Here is a 12,997-nt window from a genome sequence, read left to right as displayed (position 1 = left end):
ATCGGTCGCCGGAAGGCCGATCTGACAGCCATTCCTCACTGGATTACCCCGGAGAAGAAAAAGTCAGGCTTGACTGTTTGTTTGTCGGACGGCAGTCTTGCGCCCGTGACCTCCCCCTCCGCGTCCTCGACGGCCGGCACGCGCGTGCCGCAGGCCGACCGGACCCGGGCGATGCGGGCACGACTGCTGGAGGCGACCGTCGAGCTGCTGGTCGAGCGCGGCTTCGCGGGCACCTCGACGACCCTCGTCTCGGACCGGGCGGGCGTGAGCCGCGGCGCGCAGCTGCACCACTTCCCGACCAAGAACGACCTCGTCGTCGCTGCCGTCGAGCACCTCACCGAGCGCCGCGGTGCCGAGCTGGCCGAGGCGGTGGCGCACCTGCCGACGGGCGGACGGCGTACGCGTGCGGTCGTCGAGATGCTCGGCGACCACTTCGACTCACCGGTCTTCGCCGCCGCGCTGGAGCTGTGGGTGGCGGCCCGCACCGACGAGGCCCTGCTCGCCGCCGTCGGCCCGCTGGAGCAGCGGGTCGGCCGCGAGGCGCACCGGATGACGGTCGCCGCGCTCGGCGTCGACGAGTCGCGGCCCGGTGTGCGCGAGCTGGTGCAGGCGACGCTCGACCTGGTGCGCGGGCTGGGCCTGGCCTCCACGATCACCGACGACTCCGCGCGGCGTCGTCGGATCCTGCGGGAGTGGGCCGACGTGCTCGACCGCGAGCTGGACCGCGACGACGAGGGGACCCCGGCATGACCGACGTACTGACGCAGGTGCTCGCCGACCTCGAGGCCGAGGGCGACCGGCTCGAGCAGCTGGTGGCCGGCCTCGACGAGGACGGATGGCGTACGCCGACGCCCGCCCCCGGCTGGGACGTCGCGACGCAGGTCGCCCACCTCGCGTGGACCGACGAGGTCGCGGTCAAGGCGGCGACCGACAAGGAGGCGTGGGACGAGGTCGTCCTCGGCGCCATCGCCGACCCGACGGGCTACGTCGACGCGCAGGCGTTCGCCATCGCCCGGGAACCCGGCCTCCTCGAGCGCTGGGAGCGAGCGCGGGCCGACGTCCGCGCGACGCTCGTCGCGATGCCGCGGGGCGAGAAGATGCCGTGGTTCGGTCCGCCGATGTCGGCGACGTCGATGGCGACGGCCCGGCTGATGGAGACCTGGGCCCACAGCCTCGACGTGCACGAGGGCCTCGGCGCCCCGGTCGACGACACCGACCGCATCCGCCACGTCGCCCACCTCGGCGTCCGCACCCGGGGCTTCGCCTTCGCCGTGCACGGCCTCGACGCACCCGCCGAGGAGTTCCGCGTCGACCTCGCCGCGCCCTCCGGCGACGTGTGGTCGTGGGGTCCTGAGGACGCCGCGCAGACGCTCACCGGCAGTGCGGGCGACTTCTGCCGGCTCGTCACGCAGCGGCTCCACCGCGCCGACACCGACCTCGTCGCGACCGGCGCCGACGTCGACCGGTGGCTCGACATCGCCCAGGCCTTCGCGGGCCAGCCGGGCGAGGGACGGAGCCCGAAGTGACCTCCTCGACCGGCGGTGTCGTGAGGATCGGCAACTGCTCGGGCTTCTACGGCGACCGGCTCAGCGCGATGCGCGAGATGCTGGAGGGTGGCGAGCTCGACGTGCTGACCGGCGACTACCTCGCCGAGCTGACGATGCTCATCCTCGGCAAGGACCAGCTCAAGGACCCCTCGCTCGGCTACGCCCGCACCTTCGTCCGCCAGCTCGAGGACTGCCTCGGGCTCGCGCTGGAGAAGGGCGTGCGGATCGTCGCCAACTCCGGCGGCCTCAACCCGGCCGGCCTGGCCGACAAGGTGCGCGAGGTCGCCTCGGGACTCGGCCTCCACCCGCAGGTCGCCCACGTCGAGGGTGACGACGTGCGCCACCTCTCCTTCACCGACGCGCTCACCGCCAACGCCTACCTCGGCGGCTTCGGCATCGCCGCGGCGCTGACCGCGGGCGCGGACGTCGTCGTCACCGGCCGGGTCACCGACGCCTCGCTCGTCGTCGGTCCGGCCGTCGCGCACCACGGCTGGACCCCGACGTCGTACGACGAGCTGGCGGGCGCGGTCGTCGCCGGCCACGTCATCGAGTGCGGCACCCAGGCGACGGGCGGCAACTTCAGCGGCTTCCTCGACCTGCCCCACCGCGACCGGCCGCTCGGCTTCCCGGTCGCGGAGGTCGCGGCCGACGGGTCGAGCGTGATCACCAAGCACGCCGGCACCGGGGGTGCCGTCACCGTCGACACCGTCACCGCCCAGCTCGTCTACGAGATCCAGTCGACCCGCTACCTCGGACCCGACGTGACGGTCCACCTCGACACGGTCCGGCTCGAGCACGAGGCCGAGGACCGCGTCGCGATCGCCGGTGTCACCGGCGAGGCCCCACCCGAGCGGCTCAAGGTGTGCGTCAACGAGCTCGGTGGCTGGCGCAACCAGGTCGAGCTCGTGCTCACGGGCCTCGACGTCGGCGCCAAGGCGGCCTGGGTGCGCGAGCAGCTCGGGCCGCGGCTCACGGCGGCCGAGGTGACCTGGTCGGAGGCCAGCGAGCCGACCGCCGACGCCGACTCGCAGGAGGCTGCCTCCACTCTGTTGCGCTGCACCGTGAAGGACCCCTCGCCCGACCCGGTCGGCCGCGCCTTCACCGCCGCAGCCGTCGAGCTCGCCCTCGGCTCCTACCCCGGCTTCACCATGACCGCACCGCCAGCGCCCGCCGCGCCGTTCGGCGTCTACCGCGCCGAGTACGTCGACCGCTCCGACGTCACGCACACGGTCGTCCACGCCGACGGCCGCCGGGAGGTCGTCGCCGACCCGACGGCGTACACCGCCGTGGTCGAGGCTCCAGGCCGGCGCCCGTCGCCCTACCCGGCGCACGCCGACACCCTGACCCGACGCCTGCCGCTGGGGACCTTCGTCCACGCGCGCTCGGGCGACAAGGGCGGTGACGCCAACATCGGTCTCTGGGTCGCCCACGACGGCACCGACCCGGCGACGTACGACGCCCGCGTGCAGTGGCTGTTCAAGCTGATGTCGCCACGCGGCATCCCCACGCTGCTGCCCGAGGCGGCCGACCTCGACGTCGACGTCTGGCTGCTGCCCCACCTGGGTGCGGTCAACCTCGTCGTCCACGGCCTGCTCGGTCAGGGCGTCGCGGCGTCCACCCGGTTCGATCCGCAGGCCAAGGCGCTCGGTGAGTGGCTGCGCTCGCGGTTGGTCTCGATCGAGGAGAGCCTCGCATGATCACCGAGCAGTGGCCGGCGAGGGACGAGCCGGACGCGTCGCAAGGGGAGATTGAGCAAGCCCCGCGACCGAGGGACGAGGTCGCGACGGGCGCGTCGAAATCAGAGCACACGGCGCTGCGGGCGACCGCGGCGGAGTTCGTCCGCCGCGAGGTCGTGCCGCACCTGCAGGAGTGGGAGGACGCCKGGGAGATCCCGCGCGCGCTGCACCGCACGGCCGGTGACCTCGGCCTGATCGGCGCGGCCTTCCCCGAGGAGGTCGGCGGCGGTGGCGGCGACCTGGTCGACAGCGTCGTGCTGCAGGAGGCGATGTTCGACGCCGGCGCGTCGAGCGGCCTGATGGCGGGGCTCTTCACGGCCGGCATCGCGCTGCCCCACATCGCTGCCAGCGGCAACGCCGACCTCGTCGACCGGTTCGTCCGCCCGACGCTCGCCGGCGACACGATCGGGTCGCTCGCCATCACCGAGCCCGGCGGCGGCTCGGACGTCGCACGCATCACCACCCGGGCGGAGCTGGTCCGGGGGAGCGACGGCGACCACTACGTCGTCAACGGCGCCAAGACCTTCATCACCTCCGGCGTCCGCGCCGACTTCGTGACCACCGCGGTCCGCACGGGAGGCCCCGGTCACGGTGGCATCTCGCTGCTGGTCGTCGAGAAGGGGACTCCCGGCTTCACCGTCTCCCGGTCGCTGCAGAAGATGGGGTGGCACTGCTCCGACACCGCCGAGCTGTCGTTCGTCGACGCGCGGGTGCCGGCCGCCAACCTGGTCGGCGCGGAGGACTCGGGGTTCGGCCAGATCGCGGACCAGTTCGTCGTCGAGCGGATCGCGCTGGCGGTCCACGGCTACGGCATCGCCGCCCGCTCGCTCGACCTCGCGGCGGCGTACGCCCGCGAGCGCGAGACGTTCGGCCGGCCGCTGTCGGCCAACCAGTCCGTCCAGCACACGCTGGTCGAGATGCGACGCCAGGTCGAGGTCGCGCGCACCTACACCCGCGACGTGGCCGCGCGGCACGCCGCCGGCGAGTTCGTCGTCGCGGAGGCCTGCCTGGCCAAGCAGACCGCGGTGGACTGCGCGGCGTACGTCTGCGACCGGGCGGTGCAGCTCTTCGGCGGCACCGGCTACATGCACGGCACCGAGGTGGAGCGGCACTACCGCGACGCCCGGCTCCTGCCGATCGGGGGTGGCGCCGACGAGGTGCTGCGCGACCTGACGGCCAAGCTGATGGGTTACGCAGGATGAGAGGACAGCGATGATCAAGCTCCCGTCCCTGGGCGACGAGGTGTCGCTCTGGATGGACGCCCCGCCCGCCCAGGTCTGGGACCTCGTCAGCGACGTGACGCGGATCGGGGAGTTCAGCCCCGAGACGTTCGAGGCGAAGTGGACCCGCGGGTCCACCGGGCCCGAGGTGGGGGCCTTCTTCGCCGGTCACGTGAAGCGCAACGGCGTCGGTCCGACGTACTGGTCGCCGTGCCGCGTCACTGCGTGCGAGCCGGAGCGCGTCTTCGAGTTCTCCGTCGGCACCGATGCGATCACCGTCAACAACTGGGGTTACCGCCTCGAGGAGAAGGACGGCGGGACGCTGGTCACGGAGTACTTCCGCCTCGACCCCAACCTGCCGACCCGCCTCTACTGGCTGGTGCTCGGTCCGCTCCGCCGCCGGACGAACCGTCGCGGCATGCGGACGACGCTCGAGCGGATGAAGGCGGTGGTGGAGGCATGAATTCACCCCACGACGTTCTTCTCCTCCGCTGCGCTCCCCCGAACAACGCCGCGGGGACCCCGAGATGACGTCGAACCGTGAGGCGATGCTCGAGAAGCTCGCCGACCTCGACGCCCAGCACGCGGTCGCGGTGGCGGGCGGCGGGGAGAAGTACGTCGACCGCCACCACGCCCGCGGCAAGCTGACCGCGCGCGAGCGGATCGAGCTGCTCCTCGACCCCGGGTCGGCGTTCCTGGAGCTCTCGCCGCTGGCCGGGTGGGGCTCGGACTTCACCGTCGGCGCGTCCGTCGTCACGGGCATCGGTGTCGTCGAGGGCGTGGAGTGCCTGATCAGCRCCAACGACCCCACCGTCAAGGGCGGCGCCTCCAACCCGTGGACGGTGAAGAAGATCTTCCGCGCCTCGCAGATCGCCGAGGAGAACAACCTCCCGACCATCTCCCTCGTCGAGTCGGGCGGCGCCGACCTGCCGACGCAGAAGGAGATCTTCATCCCCGGTGGTCGCCTCTTCCGCGACCTGACCCGTGCGTCGGCGCGGCGCCAGCCGACGATCGCGCTGGTCTTCGGCAACTCGACCGCCGGCGGGGCGTACGTCCCCGGCATGAGCGACTACACCGTCTTCGTCCGCGGCGGCGCGAAGGTCTTCCTCGGCGGCCCGCCGCTGGTGAAGATGGCGACCGGCGAGGAGTCCGACGACGAGTCGCTCGGCGGCGCCGAGATGCACGCCCGGGTCTCCGGGCTCGCCGACTACCTCGCCGAGGACGAGCACGACGCCATCCGGATCGGGCGGCGGATCGTGGCCCGGCTGAACCGCCGGAAGCCGGCACTTGTCGGCCGGACTTCCCGCTTCGGGGGTGTTACTTCGGCCGACAAGCGGGAAGTTCCCCGGATATCCGGGGATCACGCGGCCCTCTTCGCCGAGCCCGACGCCGACCCCGAGGGCCTGCTCGACCTCGTCCCGACGGACCTCAAGGAGCCGTTCGACCCGCGCGAGGTGATCGTGCGGGTCGTCGACGGGACGAGCGAGCGCAACGGTCGGCCGTTCGACGAGTTCAAGCCGCTCTACGGCACCTCGCTCGTCACCGGGTGGGCGCAGCTGCACGGCCGCCCGATCGGCATCCTCGCGAACGCGCAGGGCGTGCTGTTCTCCGAGGAGGCGCAGAAGGCGACCCAGTTCATCCAGCTCGCCAACCAGGCCGACACCCCGCTGCTCTTCCTGCACAACACCACCGGCTACATGGTCGGCAAGGAGTACGAGCAGGGCGGCATCATCAAGCACGGCGCGATGATGATCAACGCCGTCTCCAACAGCACCGTGCCCCACCTCAGCGTGATCATGGGTGCGTCCTACGGGGCCGGCAACTACGGCATGAACGGCCGTGCCTACGACCCGCGCTTCCTCTTCACCTGGCCCAGTGCAAAGTCGGCCGTGATGGGCCCGGCCCAGCTCGCCGGCGTGCTGTCGATCGTCGCCCGTGCGGCCGCCGAGGGCAAGGGACAGGCGTACGACGAGGAGGGCGACGCCGGCATGCGCGCGATGGTCGAGCAGATGGTCGAGGAGCAGTCGCTGCCCTACGTGCTGTCCGGGATGCTCTACGACGACGGCGTCATCGACCCCCGCGACACCCGCACCGTGCTGGCCATCTGCCTCAGCGTCATCGAGAACGCACCGTTCAAGGGTGCCGAGGGATTCGGGGTGTTCCGGCCGTGATCTCACCCCACGATGGTCTTCGCTCCCCCGCTCCGCTCCTCCGGAACAGAATCGAGGGGACCCCGAGATGATCCAGAGACTGTTGGTCGCCAACCGCGGCGAGATCGCCCGTCGCGTGTTCGCCACCTGCCGACGGCTCGGCATCGAGACCGTGGCGGTCCACTCCGACGCCGATGCCGGGCTGCCGTTCGTGGCCGAGGCCGACCGGGCCGTCCGGCTCCCCGGCAACGCGCCCGCCGACACCTACCTCCGCGCCGACCTGGTCATCGAGGCGGCGCTGAGGTCCGGTGCCGACGCGATCCATCCCGGCTACGGCTTCCTGTCCGAGAACGCCGCCTTCGCCCGGGCCGTCATCGACGCCGGGCTGATCTGGGTCGGACCCCCGCCCGAGGCCATCGAGGCCATGGGTGACAAGGTCCGCGCCAAGGCGATCGCCGAGAAGGCCGGCGTCCCGGTCCTCACGGCCCCGGACGAGCCGACCGAGGCCGACCTCCCGCTGCTGGTGAAGGCATCGGCCGGTGGCGGCGGGCGCGGCATGCGCGTCGTACGCACCCTGGACCGGCTCGAGGCCGAGATCGCGGCGGCGCGCGCCGAGGCCGCGTCGGCCTTCGGCGACGGCACGGTCTTCGTCGAGCCCTACGTCGAGGCCGGGCGCCACGTCGAGGTGCAGGTCGTCTCGAGCGGGGCGCGCACCATTGCGATCGGCACCCGGGACTGCTCGGTCCAGCGTCGCCACCAGAAGGTCGTCGAGGAGGCACCTGCCCCGGGGCTGCCGGCGACCACGGAAGCGGCCATGTGCGAAGCGGCCGAGCGGCTCGCGAGCGACATCGGCTACCGCGGCGCGGGCACGGTCGAGTTCCTCTACGACCCGGCCACCGACCGCTACTTCTTCCTCGAGATGAACACCCGTCTCCAGGTCGAGCACCCGGTGACCGAGCTGACCCATGACGGCGAGCTCGTCGAGAACCAGATCGCCGTGGCCGAGCATCCGAACTTCGACCTCACGCGGAGGCCGAGGACCGGGCACGCGATCGAGGTCCGCCTCTACGCCGAGGACGCGGCGTACGTCCCGCAGAGCGGGCGACTGGTCACCTTCGACCTGCCGTCGGACGCCGAGTTCCTGCCGATGGCCGACTTCGGGGTCCGGGTCGACTCCGGCTTCGCGAGCGGCGACGAGGTCTCCACCTTCTACGACGCGATGCTCGCCAAGGTGATCGCGTGGGCGCCGACCCGCGACCAGGCGATCCGGATGCTCGTCGCGGCCCTCCGCAGTGCTCGCATCCACGGCGTCACCACCAACCGCGACCAGCTCGTCGAGATCCTCACCGACCCGGTCTTCGTGGCCGGCGAGATGACGACGACGTGGCTGGAGTCGCGTCCGATCTCCGCTGAGTCTCCTGGAGACTCACCGTCCGTCGACCGCACTGCGGTGGTCGCCGGCGCGTTGATGCTGGCCGCCGACGACGCGGCGCGGCGCATGGTCCAGCAGGGCGTCCCCGCCGCCTGGCGCAACGTCGTCAGCCAGCCGCAGCGCACCACGTTCGAGGGGCACGACCCGGTCGAGTGGTGGGGCACGCGCGACGGGTTCGCCGCCGACGGCGTGACCGTCCTCGAGGTGTCACCGACCCACGCCCGGCTCGAGGTCGACGGGGTCGTCACGGAGACGCGCGGACACATCTCGTCCGAGCGTCCCGGCGCCCCGCGTGACGTGTGGGTCGACAGCCCGGTTTGGTCCGCGCGTCTACGCGAGGTCCCGCGCTTCACCGATCCCGCCGACGCGGTGGCGAGCGGTTCGCTGCTCGCGCCGATGCCCGGCACGGTCGTGGCGGTCAAGGTCGAGGCCGGGGCCGAGGTGGCCGCGGGCGACGTCGTCCTCGTGCTGGAGGCCATGAAGATGCAGCACACCGTGACGGCACCCCACAACGGCACCGTCGCCGAGATCAACGTCGAGCCCGGGTCGCAGGTCGCGTCCGGGGAGGTCCTGGCAGTAGTGGCCACGAAGGAAGTCGAGGAGACCGCATGAGCAACTTCACCGAGACCGAGGAGCGTCAGGAGCTGCGGCGGCAGGTCGCGAAGCTGGCGAGCGGCTACGGACGCGACTGGTTCGTCGAGCGCGCCCGCTCCGGCGAGAAGACGACCGAGCTGTGGCTCGAGATCGCCAAGGCGGGCTACCTCGGCATCAACATCCCGGAGGAGTACGGCGGCGGGGGCGGCGGCATCGGTGACGTGGCCGCGGTCTGCGAGGAGCTCGCCGCGCAGGGCTGCCCGCTGCTGATGATGGTCGTCAGCCCGGCGATCTGCGGCACGGTCATCGCCCGCTACGGCACCGAGGAGCAGAAGCAGCAGTGGCTCCCCGGGATCTGCGACGGCACGGCCACGATGGCCTTCGCGATCACCGAGCCCGACGCCGGCACCAACTCGCACAACATCACGACCACCGCCCGCCGCGACGGCGACGAGTGGGTGCTCAAGGGCCAGAAGATCTACATCTCCGGCGTCGACGAGGCCGCCAACGTGCTCGTCGTGGCCCGCGCGGAGGACGCCAGGACGGGGAAGCTCAAGCCGTGCCTCTTCGTCGTGCCGACCGACGCGGCCGGCCTCGAGTACACCGCGATCCCGATGGAGATCGTCAGCCCCGAGAAGCAGTTCCAGGTCTTCATCGACGACGTCCGGCTCCCGCGCGAGGCGCTGGTCGGCGACGAGGACGGCGGGCTGGTCCAGCTGTTTGCCGGTCTCAACCCCGAGCGGATCATGGCGGCCTCCTTCTCGACCGGCCTGGCCCGTCACGCCCTCGCCAAGGCGTCGTCGTACGCCAAGGAGCGCACCGTCTTCAAGGCCCCGATCGGCTCCCACCAGGCCATCGCCCACCCGCTCGCGACGGCCCACATCGAGAACGAGCTGGCCCGGCTGATGACGCAGAAGGCGTCCGCGCTGGTCGACGCCGGCGACGACATGGCGGCCGGCGAGGCCGCCAACATGGCGAAGTACGCCGCTGCCGAGGCGGCCGTGCACGCGGTCGACGCGGCCGTGCAGACCCACGGCGGCAACGGCATCACGCAGGAGTACGGCATGGCCGGCCTGCTGGTCGCCGCCCGCGCCGGCCGGATCGCCCCGGTCAGCCGGGAGATGATCCTCAACTTCGTCGCGATGCACAGCCTGGGGCTGCCGAAGTCCTACTGACGCGCCCGACCACGCAGCAGCACCTCGAGCCCCGCGCGCTCGGGGTGCTGTTGTGCGCAGTGGTCGGCACTTCGTGTCGCAACCCTCGGCAGTTCCTGCCACCCGCGGGCGACTTTCGGCTCCTGGCCGCACAACTTCGCACTATTCTCCAGTAATTAACTAGACAATAGTGCCGGGCAGCGTGCCCAGGCCGCCCGAAGAAAGCACACGCCCGTGAACTGGATCGACCTGGCGGCCCTTGCGGTCGTCGCCCTGCTCATCCTCGGCCTGCATCTCGTCCGTCGCCGCATCGGCTTCACCGCCCGCACGCTCCTCGCGATCCCGCTCGGCGTCGCGGTCGGCGTGGGCTTCCAGGGGCACGTCGAGTACGTCGAGCCGATCGGCAGCATCTACGTCAACGGGCTCATGGCCCTCGTCGGGCCGCTCATCATCGTCTCGATCCTCTCCAGCGTGACGGGCTTCGGCACGGCAGGGACCCTGCGCCGGGTGGGCCTGCGGTCGGTCGGCTGGCTGGTCCTCACCACCGGGATCGCGATCGTCCTCACCCTCGGCGTCGCCCTCAGCCTCGGCGTCGGACGGGGCGCCGAGCTCGGCGGCGGTAGCGATGTCGACACCGAGTCGCTCAGCCGCATCGTGCGGCCGGTGCCGGACGTGGTGGTCGACTTCTTCCCGAAGAACATCGTCGGCGACCTCGCCGACGGCAAGGTGATCCCGGTCATCGTCTTCACGCTGCTGATCGCGGTCGCCTACGCGGCCGTCGCCGCTCGTGAGCCGCAGGTCGTCGAGCCGGTGACCCGGCTGCTCGAGGCGGCCAGGGTGATCATCTACCGCGTCGTGGGCTACGTCATCGCCCTCACGCCGTACGCCGTGCTCAGCCTCACCACGGTCGCGGTCTCCGACGCCTCGGGCAACCGCGCGGCCCTGTGGTCGTTGATCGGCCTGCTCGGCATCAGCTACCTGCTCTGCTTCGTCGACGCCTACCTCGTCAACGGCGTCCTGCTCCGGGTTGCGGCCGACGTCAACCCCCTGACCTGGTTCCGGTCGTTCCTGCCTGCGCAGACCACCGCCTTCACCACCCAGAGCAGCATCGGCACCCTCCCGGTCACGACCGAGGTGCTCACGCGCCGCATCGGCGTCCCGCGGGAGATCGCCGGCTTCACGGCCCCGCTCGGCGCCAACCTCGGCATGCCCGGCTGCGCCGCGATCTGGCCGCTCCTGGTGGCGATCTGGGGCATCAACGCCACGGGCATGGCGTACGGCGCCGCCGACTACGCCGTCTTGGCGGTGCTGTGCCTCCTGGTCTCGCTCGGCACCGCGGGGGTTCCCGGCACCGCCACCATCACCACCACGACGGTGCTCGCGGCAGCCGGTCTGCCGCTCGAGTTCCTCGCCCTGACCCTGCCCATCAGCACCGTCGCCGACATGGCCCGCACCCTGACCAACGTCACCGCCGCCGGCGTGGCGACCACGATCGTGGCCCGACGCGAGGGCCGCCTCGACGACGCCGTCTTCCTCAGCCGGGGTGTGGACACGCCGACCGAGGCACCGACCGAGGCACCGACCGACCAGGACGGGCACCGCGATGTCCTGGCCGAGCACGAGACCGAGCACGAGACCGAACACGAGACCGAGTCCGACACCGAGCCGCGCCGACCGGCGCTGGCCCCCTGAACCCGATCCCACCACCGAAAGGTCCCGACCCATGCCACCCATCCCTCGACGACGCTCCTCCCGCCTGCTCGCAGGCCTCACCATCGCCGGCTCGGTCGCGCTCCTGCCGGCGCTGCTGAGTCCTGCGCACTCCGCCCCGTCCGCCGCCACGGCTGCCGCCTCGTCCGCCGAGCCGTCCGTCTCGGACAAGGTGGTCAGCGACCGCTGGATCGACGGCGGCGACGACCTGCCCTGCGTCGACGACGAGACCTGCCTGTGGATCTCGGGCTGCATCCTCGACGGCAACAACAACCCGGTCTACCCCAACCGCAACGGCACCCACGTCGGCGGTGGTCCGCACAGCTATGCCGACCAGCAGACACCCACCCCGACCCCGACGCCGACGCCGACCCCCACCCCGACGCCGACCGCGACACAGTCGCCCACCGCCCAGCCGACGACGTCGAGCCCCACCGCCCAGCCGACCACGAACAGCCCGAGCGCGACGCCATCCCCGGGCACCGGCAACACCGGCAACAACGGCAGCACCGTCAACAACGGCAGTGGTGGTGGCACCGGCAACACCGGCAACACCGGTAGTGGTGGCGGCAAGAACGGCAGCAGCGGCACGACGGACGCCAGTGACGACAGCACGGACAGCAACACGTCCACGTCGACCGCGACCCCGTCAGCGACCCCGACGGTCGAGGGGACCGCGGAGGAGCAGGCCGAGCAGGTCTCCGCCCTGCTGGCTCCGCCCACGGTCACCGTCGACGGAACGGACGTGACCGTGACGTGGCAGCCGCCCACGGGCGATCGCACCGGGCTCGTCGAGTACCGGGTCGCCCTGCTGCGCGGACCCCGGGCCACCGTGCCCGTCACCACCACGACCCACACCTTCACCGACGTCCGCGACGGCGTCTACCGCGCCACGGTCAGCGCGGTGTACGCGTCGGGCAGTCCCGAGACGTCGGGCTCCTCCGACAAGGTCACGATCGGTCAGGACCCCACCCAGGTGCGCGGCACCGTCACGGTCACCGGTGACCTCATCGCAGGCGAGCGGGTCGTCGTCGCCGGACGCGGCTTCGCCCGCAACGTCCCGGACCTCAGCGTCGAGCTCCACTCCGACCCGGTCCTGCTCGCCCAGGTCCAGACCGACGGCAAGGGTCGCTTCGAGGTGGAGGCCCTGCTGCCGGAGACGGTCGAGGCCGGTGACCACCACGTGGTCGTGCTCTACGACGGGGTCGAGCTGAGCAGCAACCCCGTCACGGTCGCGGCCGCCGTGGCCGCCGCGGCGTCCGAAGCGCCGACCGACACGGCCGCCGCTGCGGCTCCTGCCTCGCCCAGCCGAGGCGGCCTGCTCCTCCTGCTCGGGCTCGTCGGCGCGACGGCAGTGGCCCTCGGGGGCCACGCGGTCACCAAGCGCCGTCGTGGCAGCTCGGCCCTGGCCGACACCGAGGTCGAGCCCGCCCGGGCCTGACCTCCGTACGAAA

The 12,997-nt window shown here is 72.0% G+C and carries 10 protein-coding genes; all 10 read left to right on the top strand.

All coding sequences use genetic code 11. From position 1 onward, the window contains the following. The first annotated feature begins 105 nt into the window (after positions 1-105). Positions 106-750, top strand: a complete 645-nt coding sequence (locus ACXJKB_RS00945) for a TetR/AcrR family transcriptional regulator (protein ID WP_457184627.1) — start codon at positions 106-108, stop codon at positions 748-750. Then, positions 747-1,526: a TIGR03084 family metal-binding protein gene (locus tag ACXJKB_RS00940; RefSeq protein ID WP_457184626.1), complete on the top strand. Its 780-nt coding sequence runs from the start codon at positions 747-749 to the stop codon at positions 1,524-1,526. Before ACXJKB_RS00945 ends, ACXJKB_RS00940 begins: the two co-directional genes overlap by 4 nt. Continuing rightward, positions 1,523-3,244 (top strand): acyclic terpene utilization AtuA family protein, encoded by a 1,722-nt coding sequence (locus ACXJKB_RS00935; RefSeq protein ID WP_457184625.1) that lies wholly within the window; start codon positions 1,523-1,525, stop codon positions 3,242-3,244. The genes ACXJKB_RS00940 and ACXJKB_RS00935 overlap by 4 nt, the downstream gene beginning before the upstream one ends. Further along, positions 3,241-4,485 carry an acyl-CoA dehydrogenase family protein gene (locus ACXJKB_RS00930; RefSeq protein WP_457184624.1) on the top strand — a complete coding sequence of 415 codons (1,245 nt, stop codon included), beginning with the start codon at positions 3,241-3,243 and terminating at the stop codon, positions 4,483-4,485. Before ACXJKB_RS00935 ends, ACXJKB_RS00930 begins: the two co-directional genes overlap by 4 nt. A gap of 10 nt (positions 4,486-4,495) precedes the next feature. Continuing rightward, positions 4,496-4,966, top strand: coding sequence for an SRPBCC family protein (locus ACXJKB_RS00925; protein WP_457184623.1), 471 nt, complete (start codon positions 4,496-4,498; stop codon positions 4,964-4,966). A 64-nt stretch (positions 4,967-5,030) separates the two neighbouring features. Continuing rightward, on the top strand, positions 5,031-6,674 hold the full coding sequence (locus ACXJKB_RS00920) for an acyl-CoA carboxylase subunit beta (RefSeq protein ID WP_457184622.1): 1,644 nt from the start codon (positions 5,031-5,033) through the stop codon (positions 6,672-6,674). Between the two features lie 67 nt (positions 6,675-6,741). Continuing rightward, positions 6,742-8,697 (top strand): acetyl/propionyl/methylcrotonyl-CoA carboxylase subunit alpha, encoded by a 1,956-nt coding sequence (locus tag ACXJKB_RS00915; protein WP_457184621.1) that lies wholly within the window; start codon positions 6,742-6,744, stop codon positions 8,695-8,697. Continuing rightward, entirely contained in the window at positions 8,694-9,854 is a 1,161-nt protein-coding gene (locus ACXJKB_RS00910; RefSeq protein ID WP_457184620.1) for an acyl-CoA dehydrogenase family protein, read from the top strand. Before ACXJKB_RS00915 ends, ACXJKB_RS00910 begins: the two co-directional genes overlap by 4 nt. A gap of 213 nt (positions 9,855-10,067) precedes the next feature. Further along, the gene (locus tag ACXJKB_RS00905; protein WP_457184619.1) at positions 10,068-11,525 is read left to right on the top strand and encodes a dicarboxylate/amino acid:cation symporter; all 1,458 of its coding nucleotides are present in this window, start codon (positions 10,068-10,070) and stop codon (positions 11,523-11,525) included. Between the two features lie 31 nt (positions 11,526-11,556). Next, positions 11,557-12,984 (top strand): hypothetical protein, encoded by a 1,428-nt coding sequence (locus ACXJKB_RS00900; RefSeq protein ID WP_457184618.1) that lies wholly within the window; start codon positions 11,557-11,559, stop codon positions 12,982-12,984. Positions 12,985-12,997: the final 13 nt, after the last annotated feature.

It is taken from the genome of Nocardioides sp. P5_E3 (assembly GCF_054049275.1).
The sequence above is the reverse complement of the archived record's forward strand: the minus strand, read 5'-3'. Positions and strand labels throughout refer to the sequence as shown.